Origin of the sequence: Sinomonas atrocyanea, from assembly GCF_030811715.1 — a bacterium.
Lineage (GTDB): Bacteria > Actinomycetota > Actinomycetes > Actinomycetales > Micrococcaceae > Sinomonas > Sinomonas atrocyanea_A.
The window spans coordinates 144,371-163,034 of sequence record NZ_JAUSRH010000002.1 but is presented as its reverse complement, the minus strand read 5'-3'; the positions used below and the strand labels follow the sequence as shown (position 1 = coordinate 163,034).

Annotated in this window: 19 protein-coding genes; 5 read left to right on the top strand and 14 right to left on the bottom strand. The window is 70.1% G+C overall.

Annotated features, from left to right (window positions below):
* Positions 1–85: 85 nt before the first annotated feature.
* The 3 genes from J2W21_RS03660 to J2W21_RS03650 form a co-directional block, all read right to left on the bottom strand.
* Positions 86–1,204, bottom strand: coding sequence for a BMP family lipoprotein (locus tag J2W21_RS03660; RefSeq protein ID WP_307113160.1), 1,119 nt, complete (start codon positions 1,202–1,204; stop codon positions 86–88).
* A gap of 178 nt (positions 1,205–1,382) precedes the next feature.
* Positions 1,383–2,582, bottom strand: a complete 1,200-nt coding sequence (locus tag J2W21_RS03655; protein WP_307113159.1) for an amidohydrolase — start codon at positions 2,580–2,582, stop codon at positions 1,383–1,385.
* A gap of 25 nt (positions 2,583–2,607) precedes the next feature.
* Positions 2,608–3,768, bottom strand: coding sequence for a mannose-1-phosphate guanylyltransferase (locus J2W21_RS03650; RefSeq protein ID WP_307113158.1), 1,161 nt, complete (start codon positions 3,766–3,768; stop codon positions 2,608–2,610).
* A gap of 251 nt (positions 3,769–4,019) precedes the next feature.
* On the opposite strand from J2W21_RS03650, the gene sdhC reads away from it, so the two are divergent.
* The 4 genes from sdhC to J2W21_RS03630 are packed head-to-tail and all read left to right on the top strand — an operon-like array spanning position 4,020 to position 7,490.
* Positions 4,020–4,400 carry a succinate dehydrogenase, cytochrome b556 subunit gene (gene sdhC, locus J2W21_RS03645; RefSeq protein ID WP_084249366.1) on the top strand — a complete coding sequence of 127 codons (381 nt, stop codon included), beginning with the start codon at positions 4,020–4,022 and terminating at the stop codon, positions 4,398–4,400.
* A gap of 1 nt (position 4,401) precedes the next feature.
* Positions 4,402–4,884, top strand: a complete 483-nt coding sequence (locus J2W21_RS03640; protein ID WP_307113157.1) for a succinate dehydrogenase hydrophobic membrane anchor subunit — start codon at positions 4,402–4,404, stop codon at positions 4,882–4,884.
* A gap of 36 nt (positions 4,885–4,920) precedes the next feature.
* Positions 4,921–6,708 (top strand): succinate dehydrogenase flavoprotein subunit, encoded by a 1,788-nt coding sequence (gene sdhA, locus J2W21_RS03635; RefSeq protein ID WP_307113156.1) that lies wholly within the window; start codon positions 4,921–4,923, stop codon positions 6,706–6,708.
* Positions 6,708–7,490 carry a succinate dehydrogenase iron-sulfur subunit gene (locus J2W21_RS03630; RefSeq protein ID WP_307113155.1) on the top strand — a complete coding sequence of 261 codons (783 nt, stop codon included), beginning with the start codon at positions 6,708–6,710 and terminating at the stop codon, positions 7,488–7,490. Before sdhA ends, J2W21_RS03630 begins: the two co-directional genes overlap by 1 nt.
* A gap of 97 nt (positions 7,491–7,587) precedes the next feature.
* On the opposite strand, the gene J2W21_RS03625 is transcribed toward J2W21_RS03630, so the two are convergent.
* From J2W21_RS03625 to J2W21_RS03590, 8 genes are all read right to left on the bottom strand, one after another.
* Positions 7,588–8,166 (bottom strand): 2'-5' RNA ligase family protein, encoded by a 579-nt coding sequence (locus J2W21_RS03625; RefSeq protein ID WP_307113154.1) that lies wholly within the window; start codon positions 8,164–8,166, stop codon positions 7,588–7,590.
* Positions 8,167–8,170: 4 nt separating this feature from the next.
* The gene (gene trpS, locus J2W21_RS03620) at positions 8,171–9,214 is read right to left on the bottom strand and encodes a tryptophan--tRNA ligase (protein WP_307113153.1); all 1,044 of its coding nucleotides are present in this window, start codon (positions 9,212–9,214) and stop codon (positions 8,171–8,173) included.
* 22 nt (positions 9,215–9,236) lie between these two features.
* The gene (locus J2W21_RS03615) at positions 9,237–10,064 is read right to left on the bottom strand and encodes an exodeoxyribonuclease III (protein WP_307113152.1); all 828 of its coding nucleotides are present in this window, start codon (positions 10,062–10,064) and stop codon (positions 9,237–9,239) included.
* Positions 10,065–10,073: 9 nt separating this feature from the next.
* Complete coding sequence (locus J2W21_RS03610; RefSeq protein WP_307113151.1) at positions 10,074–10,598, bottom strand: hypothetical protein; 525 nt, start codon at positions 10,596–10,598, stop codon at positions 10,074–10,076.
* A gap of 337 nt (positions 10,599–10,935) precedes the next feature.
* Complete coding sequence (locus J2W21_RS03605) at positions 10,936–11,766, bottom strand: ABC transporter permease (RefSeq protein WP_307113150.1); 831 nt, start codon at positions 11,764–11,766, stop codon at positions 10,936–10,938.
* Positions 11,763–12,614: an ABC transporter permease gene (locus J2W21_RS03600; protein WP_307113149.1), complete on the bottom strand. Its 852-nt coding sequence runs from the start codon at positions 12,612–12,614 to the stop codon at positions 11,763–11,765. The genes J2W21_RS03605 and J2W21_RS03600 overlap by 4 nt, the downstream gene beginning before the upstream one ends.
* Positions 12,607–13,545: an ABC transporter ATP-binding protein gene (locus tag J2W21_RS03595; protein WP_307113148.1), complete on the bottom strand. Its 939-nt coding sequence runs from the start codon at positions 13,543–13,545 to the stop codon at positions 12,607–12,609. Before J2W21_RS03595 ends, J2W21_RS03600 begins: the two co-directional genes overlap by 8 nt.
* An 83-nt stretch (positions 13,546–13,628) precedes the next feature.
* Complete coding sequence (locus tag J2W21_RS03590; RefSeq protein WP_307113147.1) at positions 13,629–14,624, bottom strand: LysR family transcriptional regulator; 996 nt, start codon at positions 14,622–14,624, stop codon at positions 13,629–13,631.
* 203 nt (positions 14,625–14,827) lie between these two features.
* Here J2W21_RS03590 and J2W21_RS03585 point away from each other — a divergent pair, with 203 nt between their 5' ends.
* The gene (locus J2W21_RS03585; protein WP_307113146.1) at positions 14,828–16,213 is read left to right on the top strand and encodes an MFS transporter; all 1,386 of its coding nucleotides are present in this window, start codon (positions 14,828–14,830) and stop codon (positions 16,211–16,213) included.
* A 138-nt stretch (positions 16,214–16,351) separates the two neighbouring features.
* Here J2W21_RS03585 and J2W21_RS03580 read toward each other — a convergent pair whose 3' ends face one another.
* From J2W21_RS03580 to J2W21_RS03570, 3 genes are all read right to left on the bottom strand, one after another.
* Entirely contained in the window at positions 16,352–16,690 is a 339-nt protein-coding gene (locus J2W21_RS03580; protein ID WP_307113145.1) for an SHOCT domain-containing protein, read from the bottom strand.
* 157 nt (positions 16,691–16,847) lie between these two features.
* Positions 16,848–17,516 (bottom strand): response regulator transcription factor, encoded by a 669-nt coding sequence (locus tag J2W21_RS03575; protein WP_307113144.1) that lies wholly within the window; start codon positions 17,514–17,516, stop codon positions 16,848–16,850.
* Positions 17,513–18,655 carry a sensor histidine kinase gene (locus tag J2W21_RS03570; protein ID WP_307113143.1) on the bottom strand — a complete coding sequence of 381 codons (1,143 nt, stop codon included), beginning with the start codon at positions 18,653–18,655 and terminating at the stop codon, positions 17,513–17,515. The genes J2W21_RS03575 and J2W21_RS03570 overlap by 4 nt, the downstream gene beginning before the upstream one ends.
* Positions 18,656–18,664 lie beyond the last annotated feature (9 nt).

Below are 18,664 nucleotides of genomic sequence, written 5' to 3'. Positions count from 1 at the left end.
CCCGGCCAAGGTGGGACGGACGGCACTGGGTGGCTCGGTGCCTGGAGCACCGTGAACCGGGGTGCTGGAGGTAATCGTGCTGGCGCTACTTGGAAACGGGGCTGGACTTCGACTCGACCTTGACGGCGCCCGAGATGATGTCCTTCTTGAGCTGGTCGAGCTCGCTCTTCATGTCCGCCGGGACCGCCGAGTCGAGGTCATGGAACGGGGCGAGGGCCACCCCGCCGTTGTCGAGCGTGCCGACGTACGGCGTCGCGTCGAACTTGCCGTTCAGGTCGTCCTTGAGGACGGACTCGACGGCGGTGGACATCGTCTTCTGGACCGAGGTCAGCATGACCGACTTGTAGTCCGGAGCGGTGAGGTAGCCGTCCGAGTCGACCCAGATGAGCTTGGCGTCCTGGCCGGCCTTCTTGGCGTCCAGCACCGCCGAGGCAGCTCCGGGGCCGACCGCGCCGGCCACGGGGAGCACGACGTCCGCGCCCTGCTGGAGGAAGCCCTGGGTGAGGACCTTGCCCTTGTCGACGGACTTGAAGTCGCCCACGAACGTGCCGTCCTGCTTGTCCTTGTCCCAGCCCAGGACCTGGACGTTCTTGCCCTTCTTCTGGTTGTAGTACTTCACGCCGTCCGCGAAGCCGTCCATGAAGATCGTCACGGTCGGGATGTTGAGGCCGCCGAACGTGGCCACCTTGCCGGTCTTCGAGACGCCCGCAGCCAGGTAGCCGGCGAGGAACGCGGCCTGCGCCGTGTCGTACACGATCGGCTTGACGTTCTTCGGGAAGGCCGGGTCCGTGTAGTCGATGATGGCGAAGTGGCTGTTCGGGTTGGCGGTCGCGATGTTCTTGGTCGCGTCGCCGAGGAGGAAGCCGACCGTCACGGTGAGCTTGCAGCCGGCCTGGACCATCGAGCGCAGGTTCGGGTCGTAGTCGGTGTCCGCCTTCGACTGGACGTGCTTCTCCTGGATTCCGAGGTCCTTCACCGCCTTCTGCAGGCCCTCGTAGCCCGACTGGTTGAACGACTTGTCGTCGAAGCCGCCCGAGTCCGAGACCATGCAGCCGAGGTAGTTGGAGGCCTGCGCCGAGGAGCCGCCCGAGGAGCTCGACGTGGGCGGGGCCGAACCGCAGCCCGCGAGGGCGAGTGCCGTGGCCGCGGCGAGCGCCGCGCCCGTGACGCCGGCGCGGGGAAGGGGCTTGCGGAAGGGGTTCACATGTCCTCCAGGATGCGCGAGAGAATCCTCCGTCTCCGTCGGTCCCGAAGGTCCGCCGGGCGTGTGGTACAGCGCACAAGGATACTCGAAAGGATTCCTTCACACACCGGCGGGTCGTGTCGGCCGCGCGAATCGTTGGTGATTCGTTACCAACCTCACCGCGGGCCACGCGGCCCGGTCAGAGGTCGCGCAGACTCCTCAGGGCTGCCGCGGCGAGGACCTGCACGCCGCAGCCGATCGCCGCCTCGTCGACCACGTAGTCGCCGCGGTGGAGGTCGTACTCCTCGCCGCCGGGGGTGTGGGTGCCGAGGCGGAACATCGATCCGGGGACCTCGGAGAGGAACCAGGCAAAGTCCTCCCCGCCCATCGACTGCGGGGTGAGCACCACGGCCTTCTCCCCCAGCTCGGCGCGCGCCGCAGCCTCGAGCAGCGCGGTCTCGTGCTCGGAGTTCACCACCGGGGGCACCCCGCGGATGTGCTCGAGGCTCACCTCGACCCCATAGGGCGCGGCGACCTGCTGGACCACCTCGTCGAGGAGCTCTCCTGCGCTGTGCCAGGCCTCACGGTCGAGGCAGCGCATCGTCCCGGACATGGAGCCGGTAGCGGGGATGGCGTTCGGCGCGGCGCCCGCGGAGATCTGGCCCCAGACCATGGACACCCCGCTGCGGACGTCGACGCGCCGGGAGAGGACCGCGGGCACGTTCACCGCGATCTGCGCGAGGGCGAAGACCAGGTCCTCGGTCAGGTGCGGGCGCGAGGTGTGGCCGCCGCGGCCGGTGAGCTGGATGCGGATCGTGTCCGAGGCCGAGGTGATGGGGCCGATGCGGGTGCCGATCTTGCCCACCTCGATGCGCGGGTCGCAGTGGAGCGCCATGATGCGCGGCACACCGGCGAGCACCCCTTGGCTGATGCAGGCCAGGGCGCCCCCAGGCATCGTCTCCTCCGCGGGCTGGAAGAGGACGCGCACCGTGCCGTCGAGCGGGGTCTCCCGGTCGATCTCGGCGAGGAGCAGCGCTACCCCCAGGGCCACGGTCGTGTGGACGTCGTGGCCGCACGCGTGGGTCACGCCGTGGTTGCGCGAGGCGAACGGCAGGCCCGTCTCCTCGATGATCGGCAGGGCGTCGATGTCGCCGCGGACCGCGGTGGCGATGGGGCCGGAGCCGATGTCGACGACGACGCCCGTGCCGTCGAGCCGGCGCGGCGTGAGTCCGGCCGCCTCGAGGCGCGCCACGATCCTGTCGGTCGTGCGGTACTCGTGGAAGGACAGCTCGGGGTGCGAGTGGAGGTCCCGACGGAATTCGATCAGCTCGGGCAGGAACGCCTCGAGACGGGGGCCTACAAGGGGCGTGGGCTTCGTCTCCGTCGTGTAGTTTCGCACCCGTTCACTCTAGCGTCACCGCGTCTCAGAGGACGTCGAGGTCCCCGCTCGCCTTGAGCCCGGCGACCGCGTTCTTGACCTTCTGGGCGTGCTCCGTCGTGGTCACGAGGAGGGCGTCCGGCGTGTCCACGATGACGACGTCCTCGATGCCGATGAGCGCGATGACCCTCTTCGTGTCCGAGACGACGATCCCGCTCGCATCCTCGGTGAAGACGCGCGCGCCCTCCCCGAGCACTGTGACGCGCTCGGCCTCACGGGCGCTGTTGAGCCGGCCGATGGCGGCGAAGTCCCCGACGTCGTCCCAGCGGAACGCGCCGGGCACGACGGCGACGTCCCCGGCGGCCGCGGCAGGCTCGGCGACGGCGTAGTCGATGGCGATCTTGGGCAGCGTGGGCCACACGCGTGCGGCGACCTCGTCGCGGGCCGGAGTGTCCCAGGCCTCGGCAATCTCCGTCAGGCCGGCATGGAGCTCGGGCTGGTTGGCCGCGAGGTGCTCGAGCATGAGCGCGACCGGCGCGACGAACATGCCCGCGTTCCACAGGTACTCCCCCGAGGCGAGGTACTTCTCAGCGACCTCGAGGTTCGGCTTCTCGACGAACTCCACGACGGCACGTGCGCTCGGTGCGCCCGGCACGTCGAGCGCCTCGCCGCCGCGGATGTAGCCGAAACCCGTCGAGGGATGCGTGGGCTCGATCCCGATCGTGACGATCTTGCCCCGCTCGCCAGAGGCGGCCGTGAGGATTGCCTCGCGGACCGCGGCCTGGAAGACGCCGTCGGGGCTGATGACCTGGTCGGCGGCGAACGAGCCCATGATCGTGGCCGGGTCCCGGCGGTACAGGATCGCGGCCGCCAGGCCGATGGCGGCCGCCGAGTCCTTCGGCTCGCTCTCGAGAACGAGGTTCGCGGCGTCCAGCTCGGGGATCTGTCGGCAGACTGCGGCGCGGTGGGCCTCGCCGGTGACCACGAGGAAGCGGTCGCCCGCCAGCGGGGTCAGCCTGTCGTACGTCGCCCGGATGAGGGTGCTGCCGGACCCGGTGAGGTCGTGCAGGAACTTGGGCGCGGCGGCGCGCGAGAGCGGCCACAGCCGAGTGCCCACGCCGCCGGCAGGGATCACGGCGACGAACTTCTCGAGCGGATCGTGCGGGGCGGGCGCCGGGGCGGCGACGGGGGCAGTATTCTCTGTCATCGCCCTCCACTCTAGTGGAGCGAGGGGGCAGATCACGGTCGGCCACAGACCGCAAGGGGGGTCGTTGTGACAATCCCCACTGCTTTAACATGCCCCAGAGGGCTATTTGAGTAAGCTGTGGGCGAAGCCTAGATTTAGGCTGGATTCTGACTAGGTGAGCGCGCCCTTCGCACAGCAGGGCCACTCCGCACCGGTTGCCCCCTCCGCATGGGCCCCATGCGGGCGCCGGTGCCCGCAGGGAGGTTTATTCAGTGCCGACAAAACCAGCTGGCACCCTGTACCGCGGCCGTGAAGGCATGTGGTCGTGGGTCGTACACCGGATCACCGGCGTCGTCATCTTCTTCTTCTTGTTGGTGCACGTCCTGGACACCTCATTGGTGCGTGTGTCCCCCGAGGTGTACACGGCGGTCATCGCCGAATACAAGAACCCGCTCATGGCCCTCGGCGAGACTGGTCTCGTCGCTGCCATCCTCTTCCACGCCTTCAACGGCCTGCGCGTGATCCTCGTGGACTTCTGGAAGAACGGCCCCAAGTACCAGCGGCAGATGCTCTGGACGGTCGTGATCGTCTGGGTCGTCGTGTTCGCAGGCTTCGCCATCCGCCACCTCTCACTCGCGCTGGGAGCCCACTGACATGACCACAGCACCTGAAATCCGCGAGCCGCGCAGCACGTCCGTGACCGGCCGCGTCGCCCCGCAGTACAAGCGCGCCGGCGGCTCGAAGGGCCAGTTCGAGATGTTCGCCTGGCTGTTCATGCGCCTGTCCGGCATCGTCCTCGTCGTCCTGATCTTCGGCCACCTCTTCGTGAACCTCATGGTCGGCGAGGGCGTCCACGGCATCGACTTCGGCTTCGTCGCCGGGAAGTGGGCCAGCCCGTTCTGGCAGGTCTGGGACCTCGCCATGCTCTGGCTCGCGATGCTCCACGGCTCCAACGGCGTGCGCACCATCATCAACGACTACGCCGAGCGGGACTCCGTCCGCTTCTGGCTCAAGGCGGTCCTCTTCGCGGCCAGCGCCATCATCGTGATCCTGGGCACCCTCGTGATCTTCACCTTCGATCCGTGCCCGGTGGTCAACGGTGTCCGCACCGTCGCCGACTACTGCCCCGCCTCGTAACCAGCGGATCCCCCGCAAGAAATGGAGCTTCACAGCATGCAGGTCCACAAATACGATGTGGTGATCGTCGGCGCCGGTGGCGCCGGCATGCGAGCAGCGATCGAGGCCGGCCAGCGGGCCCGTACCGCCGTGCTGACCAAGCTGTACCCCACCCGCTCGCACACGGGAGCCGCCCAGGGCGGCATGTGCGCGGCCCTCGCCAACGTCGAGGAAGACAACTGGGAGTGGCACACCTTCGACACCGTCAAGGGCGGCGACTACCTCGTCGACCAGGATGCGGCGGAGGTCATGGCCAAGGAGGCCATCGACGCGGTCCTCGACCTCGAGAAGATGGGCCTGCCGTTCAACCGCACCCCGGAGGGCCGGATCGACCAGCGCCGCTTCGGCGGCCACACCCGTGACCACGGCAAGGCCCCGGTCCGGCGCGCGTGCTACGCCGCCGACCGCACCGGCCACATGATCCTCCAGACGCTGTACCAGAACTGCGTCAAGCACAACGTCGAGTTCTACAACGAGTACTACGTCCTCGACCTGCTCGTCGTCGAAGAGGAGGCGACCCGCGAGGACGGCACCGTCTACCAGCAGAAGCGAGTGGCCGGCGTCGTCAGCTACGACCTCGCCTCGGGCGAGCTGCACGTCTTCCAGGCCAAGGCCGTCGTGTTCGCCACGGGCGGCGCCGGCAAGGTCTTCAAGACCACCTCGAACGCGCACACCCTCACCGGCGACGGCATGGGGATCGCGTTCCGCCGCGGCATCCCGCTCGAGGACATGGAGTTCATCCAGTTCCACCCGACGGGCCTCGCGGGCCTGGGCATCCTCCTCTCGGAGGCGGCCCGCGGCGAGGGCGCGATCCTGCGCAACTCCGAGGGCGAGCGCTTCATGGAGCGCTACGCGCCGACCATCAAGGACCTAGCCCCCCGCGACATCGTGGCCCGCTCGATGGCCAACGAGGTGCGCGAGGGACGCGGTGCCGGTCCGAACAAGGACTACGTGCTGCTCGACCTCACCCACCTCGAGCCGGCGCACATCGATGCGAAGCTGCCGGACATCACCGAGTTCGCGCGGACCTACCTCGGCGTCGAGCCGTACACGGAGCCCGTGCCGGTGTTCCCGACCGCGCACTACGTCATGGGCGGCGTCCCGACGAACATCAAGGGCGAGGTCCTCCAGGACAACGACACCGTGGTCCCCGGCCTCTACGCGGCCGGCGAGGTCGCGTGCGTGTCCGTCCACGGCTCGAACCGCTTGGGCACCAACTCGCTGCTCGACATCAACGTCTTCGGCAAGCGCTCCGGCATCAACGCCGCCGAGTACGCCAAGACCGCCGAGTTCGTGGAGCTGCCGGAGGACCCGGCCGCCGAGACGGTCGCCATGCTGGACGCCGTCCGCAACGCCTCCGGCACCGAGCGGATCGCCGCGATCCGCGCGGACCTGCAGGAGACCATGGACGCGAACATGCAGGTGTTCCGCACCAAGGACTCGATCGCGCAGGCCCTCGCGGACATCGCCACGCTGCGCGAGCGGTACCGGAACATCGGCATCCAGGACAAGGGCAGGCGCTTCAACCTCGACCTCCTCGAGGCCGTGGAGCTGGGCTTCCTCCTGGACCTCGCCGAGGTCATGACCGTTGCCGCGCTGCACCGCAAGGAGTCCCGCGGCGGCCACTACCGCGAGGACTTCCCCGATCGCGACGACGCCAACTGGATGAAGCACACGATGCTCTACAAGGACGACGCCGCGGAAACCGAGGGCATCAAGGGCCTGCGCTTCGGCACGAAGCCCGTTGTCTTCACCCGTTACGAGCCGATGGAGCGTAAGTACTGATGACCGCCTCAACCGCTGAGCCAGCGTCCAAGGTCGAGCTGCCCGCGAGCGTGGGCGGCGGGGGCGAGATCCCCACGTTCGATGTCACGCTGCGAGTGCGCCGCTACAACCCGGAGGTCTCCGAGGAGTCGACCTGGGACGAGTTCCAGGTGACGATGTACGGCACCGACCGCGTCCTCGACGCCCTCCACAAGGTCAAGTGGGAGCACGACGGGTCGCTCTCGTTCCGCCGCTCGTGCGCGCACGGCGTGTGCGGCTCCGATGCCATGCGCATCAACGGCCGCAACCGTCTGGCGTGCAAGACCCTCCTGAAGGATCTCGACACGTCCAAGCCGATCACGGTCGAGCCCATCAAGGGCCTGCCCGTCGAGAAGGACCTGATCGTGGACATGGAGCCGTTCTTCCAGTCCTACCGCGAAATCATGCCGTTCCTGGTCTCCAAGGGCCACGAGCCCACCAAGGAGCGCCTCCAGTCGGCTGAGGAGCGCGAGCGCTTCGACGACACGACCAAGTGCATCCTGTGCGCCGCGTGCACCTCGTCCTGCCCGGTCTTCTGGACGGACGGCCAGTACTTCGGGCCGGCCGCCATCGTCAACGCGCACCGCTTCATCTTCGATTCGCGTGACGACGCCGGCGACATGCGCCTCGAGATCCTCAACGACAAGGAGGGCGTGTGGCGCTGCCGCACGACCTTCAACTGCACCGAGGCGTGCCCCCGCGGCATCCAGGTGACACAGGCGATCGCCGAGGTCAAGCAGGCCATCCTGGCCCGCAAGATGTAGGGAGCCGTCGCCCGGCATGCGAAAGGGCGCCGCCCGCACTGGCCAGTCCAGGAGGGGCGGCGCCCTTTCGCGTTGTCTGCGCCGGGGACCGCTGCCTTCAGGCCCTCGGGCGGGCGCCGAACTCGAGCTCTTCCCGCAGCTGCCAGAACCCGTCGGCGTCGTGCTGGTACAGGCCCATGCTGCCCACGGTGAAGGCCGCGCTGTAGGTCTCGAGCCCGCTCTGCGCCTCATCGAGCCGCTCCGGCGGCAGATCGTGCGCCACGGTGACGTGCGGGTGGTACGGGAAGGGCAGCGTGCGCGCGAGCGGGCCCTGCTGGAGCTCCCGGTGCAGGCTGACGCATTCCGCGAAGCCCTCGTCCACCCTGACGTACACCACGGGCGAGACCGGCCGGAACGTCCCGGTGCCCTTCAGCCCCACGGTGAACGGGCGCGCCCGGGCGGCCACGGCGCGCACGTGCCGCACCGCGGCGTCCCAGTCGGACGTCTCGGTGGTGGTCACGAGCGTGATGTGGGCCGGGATGACCTCGGCCATGCGGTCCCCGAAGGAGGCACGCCAGGCGCGCAGCTCCTGGGCCACCGTGTCGGGGAACCCGAGGATCACCCCGACGAGCGGCCGGTCGGCACCCCCTGCGGTGCCCGCTGCGTCCTCGATCGCGCCGTCCTCGAATCCCGGCATGGCCTCAGCCGACGGCCGCTGCCGCCGGGGCGAGGGCAGGGAGGAACCCGACGCGCTCGTAGACGTCGGCGAGGGTGCGCGACGCGATCTCGCGCGCCTTCGCGGCGCCGCGGGCCAGCAGCCGATCGAGCTCCGACGGATCGGTGAGGAGCTCCTCGGTGCGTGCCTTGATGGGCGCGACGGCGTCCACGACGACCTGCGCGACGTCGGCCTTGAGGTGGCCGTACATCTTGCCCTCGTACGAGGCCACGAGCGAGTCCATGTCCTCGCCGGTGATGGTCGAGATGATGGTCAGGAGGTTGGAGACGCCCGGCTTGGCCTCCCTGTCGAACCGGACGACCGTCTCGGCGTCAGTCACCGCCGACTTGATCTTCTTCGCCGTGGCCTTGGGGTCGTCGAGGAGGTTGATCAGGCCGTTCGGCGACTCGGCCGACTTCGACATCTTCGCCGTCGGGTTCTGCAGGTCGTAGATCTTCGCCGAGGTCGGCGGGATGAGCGCCTCCGGCACCACGAAGGTCTCGCCGAACCGGGTGTTGAAGCGCTGGGCCAGGGTGCGCGCGAGCTCGAGGTGCTGGCGCTGGTCCTCGCCCACGGGGACCCCGTAGGGCCGGTAGAGGAGGATGTCGGCTGCCATGAGCATCGGGTACATGAACAGGCCAGCACTCGCGGCGTCGTGCCCGTGGCGGGCCGCCTTGTCCTTGAACTGGGTCATGCGGGACGCCTCGCCGAAGCCCGTGAGGCAGGTCAAGACCCATGCGAGCTGGGCGTGCTCCGGGACGTGCGACTGGACGAACAGCGTGGAGCGCTCGACGTCGATTCCGCCCGCGATGTACTGGGCGGCCGTCAGCCGGGTGCGGTGCAGGAGCTCAGCAGGGTCGTGCGGGACCGTGATGGCGTGCAGGTCGGGGATGAAGTACAGGCACTCGTACTGGTCCTGGAGCTTGACCCAGTTGACGAGGGCACCGAGGTAGTTGCCGAGGTGGAGCGAATCGCCCGAGGGCTGCATGCCGGAGAGGAGTCGCTGGCGGGCGTGAGCAGGAGAAGTCATGGGGTCAGGCACTTCCGGAGGTCTAGAGCTGGTAGTCGATGACGAGCGGGGCGTGGTCGGACCATCGCGTGTCCCAGGCGCTGGCGCGGTCGACGACGGCGTTGCGCGCCACCGAGGCGAGGGACGGCGTGGCCATCTGGTAGTCGATGCGCCACCCTGCATCGTTGTCGAACGCCTTGCCACGCTGGGACCACCATGTGTAGGGGCCGTCCACCTGGCCGGAGAGGTCGCGGTGCACGTCCCGCCAGCCGATCTCGGCGCCGAAGAACCTGTCGAAGTAGGCCCGCTCCTCGGGGAGGAACCCGGCGCGCTTCTGGTTGGCCTTCCAGTTGCGGATGTCCAGCGGGGTGTGGCCCACGTTGAGGTCGCCGACCACCAGCGCGTAGTCGCTCATCTCCCCCAGCTCCGGCAGCCGCTTGAGCATGACGTCCAGGAACCGGTACTTGTCGTCCTGCTTGGGGGTGCCCGCCTCGCCGGAGTGCACATAGGCGCTCACCACGGTCAGCTGGCGTCCGCCCTCGAGGGCGAAGTCCGCCTCGACCCAGCGCCCGGCCGTGGCGAAGTAGTCATCGCCGATCCCGATGCGGGTCTCGGTAGGAGCTTCACGGGAGGCGATCGCCACCCCGGCCCGGCCCTTCGCGTCCGCCTCGGCGTGCAGGACGTGCCAGCCGTCGAAGTACTCGTGCACGATCGGGTCCGGGGCGCGGACCTCCTGGAGGCAGAGGATGTCCACCTCGCGCGTCCCGAGCCACTCCGGCATGCCCTTGCGCCACGCGGCGCGGAGGCCGTTGACGTTGACGGTCGCGATGCGCAGGGCCCCACCCTTCGGGGCCGATTCGGGGGAAGTCACCTAGCCACTCTACCCCTCGTCGATGACGGTCCCCGTGAGGGGCGTGCCGTCCTCGGGGCGGAGCATGTCGCGGGCGTTGGCGGCCGTGATCTGGATCGTCTCGAGGGCGCGGTCCACCATCTCCCGGTCGCTTCCGAGGTTCTCCCGGATCACGCGCTCCTGGACCTGGATGATCTTGAAGGAGTGGTCGAGCTTGAGGTCGCGGACGTCGTCGACCGTGTGTGCCTCGCCGCCGGCGACCGAGGGCGCCCGGCCGGTGAGCTGCTCAGCGGCCCGCTCGAACCGCTCCTGCGCCTTCCGGCCCGCGGTGCGCACCGTGGTGAACACGAAGAGCGCGAAGACCAGCCAGCCGAACGAGACGATCGCCACGATCCATCCGATCACGGCGTTCTGGTTCGCCGCGAAGATGACGGCCACGAGGAACGCGAGCACGAGGACCGACAGGCCGAGCGCACCGACCTTGATGCCGCCGCGGCGCGGGGCCGGGGCGCCGTCGGGCTGGGGGGACGTGTTCTTGTGGCCGAGACTCTGCATGCGGTCCATTCTCCCAGACGCCCGCCGCGTCGGTGGCCGCCCCATCGCGCCCCGAGCACCATCCCACCCTGCCGTTTGGGGTACGCATCTCGTCGCACTTCTCCCGTTGCGGGTACGCATCTCGTCGCCATGTCCCGTTCTCGGGTACGAGGGAGGTGGGGCACGACGCCGGGTGCCCGGCGCGCGCGGGCCGGGCACCCGGCGTCGTGCGTACCCGAAATGCCGAAAGGGCGACGAGATGCGTACCCGAAACCGGGGGTGGGGGTGGGCGTGGGGTGGGGCGGGGTGGAGCGGGGAGGGAGTGAGGGGTGCCGGCAGGGCCGGTGGCCCCCGGCGGTCAGCGCAGGAAGAGGGACCGCAGCCGGCGCGTGGTGAAGGCGACCCCCACGAGGATCATCACCGCGTAGTACAGCAGGTGCACTCCCGTGGCGGGGCTGAACGAGCCGATGCTGATCTGCCGCATAAGCTCCACGCCGTGCCACAGGGGGAACGCCTGCACGATCCACTGCACCGGCACCGGGTAGACGGACAGCGGGTAGAAGGTCGCCGAGAACAGGAACATGGGCAGCATGACGAACGTGATCAGGTCCATCTGCTGGAACGTCTTCATGTAGCTCGTGATGGCCATGCCGAAGGACGCGAACCCGAACGCGACCATCACAGAGGCGGGCACGAGCAGGAGCGCCCACGGCGTGGTGATGAGGCCCATGACCCCCATGACGCCGGTGAAGCCCAGCGCGTAGAGGAAGCCGCGGAACAGGGCCATGAAGATCTCGCCCATCGCGATGTCGAGGGGACCGAGCGACGTGTAGAGCATGCCCTGGTACAGCTTGCCGAAGTGCATCTTGAAGAACACGTTCCACGTCGAGTCGTAGATCGCCCCGTTCATGGCGGAGACCGCCAGCAGCGCCGGGGCGATGTACGCCGCGTAGGAGATGGGCGTGCCGTCCGGCCCGGCGACCGTGCCGACGAGGCTTCCGAGCCCGATCCCCATCGAGAGCAGGTAGAACACCGGCTCGAAGAACCCCGAGACGAGGATGATCCAGTTCTGGCTCTTGATGACGCGGAAGCCGCGCTCGATCACCGCGCGCGCATTGCCCGCGTACAGCGCCCCGAGGGGACGCCCGCTGGCGGTGATCGCGTAGTCCTCGTCCGTCAGGGCGCTCACTTGCCCATCCTCTTCGTGTAGTTCCTCCGCGCCCACCAGATGCCCACGGCCCCGAGCGCGCCCAGGTACAGCACATGCACCGCCACGAGCCAAGCCGGTTCGCTCAGCCCGTAGGACGCCATCCGGCCGAGCTCGTTGCCGTGCCACAGCGGCGAGATCCAGCCGATCCACTGCATGCCGACCGGCATGGTCGCGAGCGGGTAGAACGTGCCGGAGAACAGGAACAGGGGCATGACGATGAAGCGCTGGATCATGGAGAACTGGAAGTTCTCCGACTCGATGTGCGCCGAGTAGGCCATGAGCGGCGCCCCGAAGGCCATCCCCGCGAACACCCCGATCGGCACGAGCAGCCAGGCCCACGGACCGGGTGCGGCGCCGAACGCGAGCATGATGAGGAAGAACACGAGGCACTGGACGGTCAGGCGCACCCCCACGGCCATGATGTGCCCGGCCGCGAGCTGGCCCGGCACGAGCGGCGTGACGTGCGGGCCGAAGTAGACGCGCCGCCACTTGAAGCCGTCCATGACGGGGAACATCATCTCGTTCGCGCTGGTCATGACGGCGCTCGAGACGAGCAGGGCCGGGGCGGCGAACGCGAGGTACCCCACGCCGTCGAACGCGGCACGCGCCCCGCCGGCGCTCCTGTCCACGATGGAGGCGAGCCCCACCCCCATCGAGAACAGGTACAGCAGCGGGTTCCCGACGCTCGTGACGACGATCGTGACGAGGTACGCCCGCATGCCGCGGAGCATGTGCTCGGCGAAGTAGAACGAGCCCCAGCGGCGTGCCCTCGCCGCCGAGACCTCCGGAGCGTGCGCCGCGAGGCGTGTCGGCGCGGCCTCAGTCAACGAGCGACCGTCCGGTCAGGCGGAGGAACACGTCCTCGAGGGACGAGCGCCGCACGAGCGAGGTGAGGGGGTGCAGCCCGCGGACCCGGATGAGCTCAAGCGCCCGCTCGCCGTCCGCGGCGTAGACGAGCACGCGGTCCGGCAGCACCTCGACGCGCTCGCCGACGCCCTCGAGCTGGCCGGCGACGGCGGCGTTCCGCTCGGCGCCGAAGCGCACCTCGAGGACTTCCCGGCTCGAGTGCTCGCGGATGAGCGCCGCGGGCGATCCCTCGGCCATGATGCGCCCCTTGTCCACGACGATGAGCCGGTCGCACAGCTGCTCGGCCTCGTCCATGTAGTGCGTGGTCAGGACGAGCGTGACGCCCTGCTCCTTGAGGCGGAACAGGCGGTCCCACAGGACGTGGCGGGCCTGCGGGTCGAGGCCCGTGGTCGGCTCGTCGAGGAGCAGGATCTTGGGCTCGTTGACGAGGGAGCGGGCGATGGTGAGGCGGCGCTTCATGCCGCCGGAGAGCGAGTCGACCTTGGCGCCGGCCTTGTCCTCGAGCTGGGCGAAGGCGAGGAGCTCGTCGGCCCGCTGGCGCAGGTAGTCCAGCGGAAGCCCGAAGTAGCGCCCGTAGACGATGAGGTTGTCCCGCACCCGGAGTTCCTCGTCGAGGTTGTCCTGCTGCGGCACGACGCCGAGGTGCGCGCGGACCTCCGGTCCCTGGCGCTCGGGGTCGAGGCCCATGATCTCCAGCCGGCCGCCGGTGCGCTGGGTGACGCCGCCGATCATCCGCATGGTGGTCGACTTCCCGGCCCCGTTGGGTCCGAGGAGGCCGAAGGACTCCCCGGCGGGAACCTCGAAGCTGATCCCGTCGACGGCGCGGAACTCGCCGTAGGCCTTCACGAGGTTCTCGGCGCGGATGACGGTCCGCCTGCCTGCCTCACTCACGGCTGACCCCCCGGCAGTTGCAAGAGCGGAATGTGACACAGGTCGCAGCCTAGTACGCCGGGCCACATTCCGCAACGAATCTTTCACAATGAAGGGGGCGCGCCCGCGGGCGGCTCCCCCGCATGGGGCGCGACGGCGGCGCCGGCCGGGGAACCGCCGTCGTCCGCCTCGGGCCGTCCGTAGGAGCCGAGCTTCTCGACCGCGTAGTCGAGGAGCGCGGCGGCGCGCGCGGTGAGCACCATGTCCTCGGGCCAGATCGCCACGACGTGGGTGCGGGTCGCGGGCGGGTCGAGGGGGCGGACCGCGACGGGAAGCCCCTCGACGCTCGCGGGCCGGACGTTGGGGCGGGACATCAGCAGCCCGTACCCCACTCCGCGGCCCACGAGCGCCTCCACGAGGATGATCTGCGGGACCCTCGCGGCGATCGTGGGCGCGAGTCCGCGGGCGGCGAAGGCCTGGACGGTGTTGACGGTGCTCGGGCTCGCCTCGTAGTGGATCAGCGGCTCGTCCGCGAGGTCCGCGAGGTCCACGGCGTCCCGGGAGGCGAGGGGATGGTCGGGGTGCAGGTGCGCCTCGAGCTCGGTCGCGTAGATCTCGCGCCTGCTGTAGCCCACCGGCAGGAACATGTCATACATGATGGCGACGTCGAGGCGCCCGGAGTCGAGCGCCGGGAGCAGGTCGTCGTTGGTGCCGACCGTGATCTCGAGGTCCACCCCCGGATGCCGCCGGGGGAAGCCGTCGAGGAGCGCCGGCACGATGCTGGTCGCGAAGCTCGCGAAGCATCCCAGCTTCACCGGTCCGCGCAGCTCCTCGCCGCGGCGCGCATCGAGGACGAGCTCGCGGGTGTCCGCGAGGATGCGTCGGGCCTGCACCGCGAAGTGCTGCCCCGCGGGCGTGAGCGCGAGTCCCCGCGCCTTGCGGCGCACGCACAGCTGCTCCCCCACGGTCTTCTCGAGGCTCGTGATGGCCTGGGAGAGCGCCGACTCCGAGATGTGCAGGCGGACCGCGGCCGCGCTGAGGGTGTCGTGGTCCGGCAGCGCGGCGAAGAGCTCGAGCTGCCGCAGCGTCACGTCCGCCATGGACGCTCACCTCCTATATAAGTTGCCTCGAAGTTCATTGGCGATTCTCTGAAGTTTACATTCGGAAGTGGTGTCGGCCACTATGGTCACACCCCCACCTCCGAGCCCGAGCCCGAACGGGCAAGGGCCATCACCGTTCCCCCCGCGGCCCCGGCCGCACCACGAGGCATCAGCGACGATGCCGGCCAGCAAGGACACCAGCCATGACCCATACCGGCACCGGCGCCGTCTCCGCCGCAGCGAACCAGCGACGCGTCGCCTTCGCAACGATCATCGGGACCACCATCGAGTGGTACGACTTCTTCATCTACGCCACCGGCGCGGCCCTCGTCTTCGCGGAGCTGTTCTTCAAGCCCGCGGGCGCGAACATCGCCACGCTGCTCTCCTTCGCGACCGTGGGCATCTCCTTCCTCTTCCGCCCGCTCGGGGCCTTCCTCGCCGGGCACTTCGGCGACGTGATCGGCCGCCGGGCGATGCTCGTGATCACCCTCATCCTCATGGGCGCGTCCACCACCCTCATCGGCGTGCTGCCCACGTTCTCCCAGGTCGGCATGGCGGCGCCCATCCTGCTGCTGCTCCTGCGTATCCTCCAGGGCGTCTCGGCGGGCGGCGAATGGGGCGGCGCGGTGCTCATGGCCGTTGAGCACGCTCCGGCAAAGCGCCGCGGCCTCGCCGGCGCGTTCCCGCAGCTCGGCGTGCCGCTCGGCATGCTCCTCGCCTCCGGCGTCATGGCGATCATGACCGGGATCGTCTCCCCCGGCAAGGCGTTCCTCGAGTGGGGCTGGCGCGTGCCGTTCCTGCTGAGCGTCGTGCTGATCGTCGTCGGCTACTTCGTGCGCCGCTCCGTCGAGGAGAGCCCGGTGTTCGCCGAAATCGCCGAGCGCGGCCGCCAGACCAAGGTGCCGATCGTCGTGCTGTTCCGCAAGCACTGGCACCTCGTGATCCTTGCGGCGCTCGTGTTCGTGGGCAACAACGCGGCCGGCTACATGACCACCGGCGGCTTCATCCAGGGCTACGCGACCGGCAAGCTGAAGATGGACGCGACCGCCGTGCTCCTCGCGGCCACCGTTGCCTCCGCCATGTGGTTCGTGTCCACCCTCGTGGCCGGCGTGCTGGCCGACAGGATCGGCCGGAAGGCCACCTACCTCATCGGCTTCGTGTTCCAGGCCCTGATGGTGTTCCCGCTGTTCTGGTTCGTCAACATGGGCAACCTCGGGGGCCTCTACACCGGGCTGGTGCTGTTCTCGATCGGGCTCGGGCTCACCTACGGCCCCCAGGCCGCGTGGTACGCGGAGATCTTCCCGGCCTCGGTGCGCTTCTCCGGCGTCTCGATCTCCTACGCCATCGGCGCGATCCTCGGCGGCGCCTTCGCCCCGACGATCGCCCAGGCGCTCCTGCAGGCCACGGGCTCCACGGCCGCCGTCTCGGCCTACCTGCTCGTGGCGACGCTCGTCTCGATCGGCGCAGTCCTGTGCCTGCGCGACCGGCGCGGCATCCCGCTCGGGCCGGACCACGAGGCCGAGCAGGCCACCGGCGCCACCGTCTTCGGACCGAACCTCTCTGCGGAGCCGGTCGCCGCGAAGGCCTGACCGCCCTCCCCCCACTGGGAGGCCGCGTGCGAGGGTCAGGTCCTGAAGGTCACCTGGCGTGACCCACAGGACCTGACCCTCAGTCGTAACCCGCAGACGGTGACCCCAGAAGGTGGCCTTCGGGCGGGCGGCGCCGGGTCAGGGCTGGTAGTAGGGCCCCGGCTCGGCTCCGCGGAGGACCTCGAGCCGCTGGCGGTACTCGGTCTCATCGATGTCGCCCCGCGCGTAGCGCTCGCGCAGGATCTCCTCGGCGGCCGCGGGGCCGGCCGGGAAGGGCCCCGGGTACGGGCCCGGGCCGAAGCGGCCGGCACCCGCCGCCTGCCCGCGGCGGCCCCACCAGATGCGGCGGCCGAGGAAGAAGAAGAGGCCCAGAGCGAAGATCCAGAACAGCGGGAAGATCAGGAACCACGGGAACCAGGGTCCGGCCCAGTGGGCGGTCGGGTCGGCGGCTGCCGTGGCATCGAGGACGGCGAACATGGCGGTCTCCTTGGGAATGTGTCGGCTGGACTTCAGCCGCTGACTCCAGTGTTCTCAGGCGGCCCTGCTCCGGCATCGGCCCCGCGGAGTCATCTGGTGGGGGCCGCCTACTCCGGCGGGATCACGCGGCCGTACGCCCGGTGCCGGCCGCCCCCGCTCAGCCGAGCCAGCCCGGCCGCACCAGCCCCGACTCGTAGGCGAGGACCACCAGCTGTGCCCGGTCCCGCAGGCCGAGCTTGGTCATGGCCCGGGAGACGTGGGTCTTCGCGGTGAGGGCGGTGATGAACAGGCGCGCTCCGATCTCCGCATTGTTGAGGCCTTGGCCGACCAGGGAGACGACTTCCCGCTCGCGCTCCGTGAGGCCGCTGATGTCCACCGCTGGCGCCTCGGCAGCGGGAGCGCGCTCGGCCGCAAGGCGCGCGAGCAGCCTGCGGGTGACGGACGGCGAGAGCATGGCGTCGCCGTCGTGCACTGCACGGACGGCCCGCACGAGGTCCGCCGGCTCCGTGTCCTTGACGAGGAAGCCGCTCGCGCCGGCCCGGATCGCGCCGGTGACGTACTCGTCCAGCTCGAACGTGGTCAGGATGATCACCTTCAGGCCGTCCGGGGGTGCGGCGAGGATCGATCGCGTCGCCTCGAGCCCGTCCCCGCCGGGCATGCGGATGTCCATGAGCACGACGTCGGGCGCGAGCCTCGCCGCCGCGGCCACCGCGTCCGCCCCGGTCCCGGCCTCGCCGACCACCTCCATGTCCGGCTCCGCGTCGAGGAGCGCACGGAAGCCGGCGCGCAGGAGCGCCTGGTCGTCGACCACGAGGATGCGGATCATCGCCTCTCCCCCGTCTCCACCTCGGGCAGTTCTGCGTGCACCCTGAGGCCGCCGTCGTCGGTGAGCAGGAGGGTGCCTCCGAGCGACTCGACGCGTTCGCGCATGCCGGTGATCCCCGCGCCGGGGAGGGAACCGCGCAGTCCGGTGCCGTCGTCGTGCACCTCGACGACGACGCGGCCGCCCTCGCGCCCGATCCGCACGTCGGCGCGGTGCGCGCCCGCGTGGCGCACGGAGTTGGTGAGCGCCTCCTGGACCACGCGGTGCACCACGCGCTGGATGGAGGACGACGGCGGCGGGTCGAGCCGCGCGTCGAGGGTCACCTCGAGCCCGGTCCCCCGCGCGTCCTCGATGAGCCCCGGAATGCGGCCGAGCGGGTCCTCGGGGGTGACGGGCGCGTCCTGGCGCAGGACGCCGAGGAGTTCGCGCACCTCTCCGAGGGCCTCGTGGCTCGTGTGCTTGATGGCCTCGAGGGCAGGCACGAGCTCGGCGGGGTTCTTCTCGGCGAGGTGCAGCGCGACGCTCGCTCGGACGTTGATGAGGGAGAGGGAGTGGGCCACGATGTCGTGGATGTCGCGGGCGAGCTCGAGGCGCTCCTGGTCGCGGACCTCGCGGCGGTGGGACTCCCACTCGCGGCGCCGGGCGGCGGCCCGTTCCCGGCGCACGCGGAGGCCTTCGCCAAGCAGCAGCACGATGCCGGTCCAGGCCGCCGCCGCTCCAGCCCCGAGCCAGTTGCCGGCGGGCAGGGTCCAGGCGGCCGCGGCAGCCACGACCGTCAGCCCGGCCGCCCAGGTCCAGCGGCGCGCGCCGGCCGCCGTCGCGAGCGCGAGCCCGAGCGCCGGCGAGGCGAGCACGGGACCCCACGGGTAGCCGAGCCCGAAGTAGACGAGGGTCACCGCGACAATGGCGGCGGCCGCTGGGCCCGGCGTACGGGCAAGCGCGAGCAGGAGTGCGGGTCCGGCCACGAGGAGGATGACTGCGAAGGCATCCACGGGGCGCGCCCCCGGCTGGCGGAACGCCGCTCCGTGCGTGCCGAACACCTGCACGAGCGCGAGCACCGCGACGGCCGCGACCCTGATGGGCCACGGCGCGCGGCGATGCACCCACGCCGGGCGCGGCCGCGCCCCACTCCACCCCTGCATGAGGCGAGC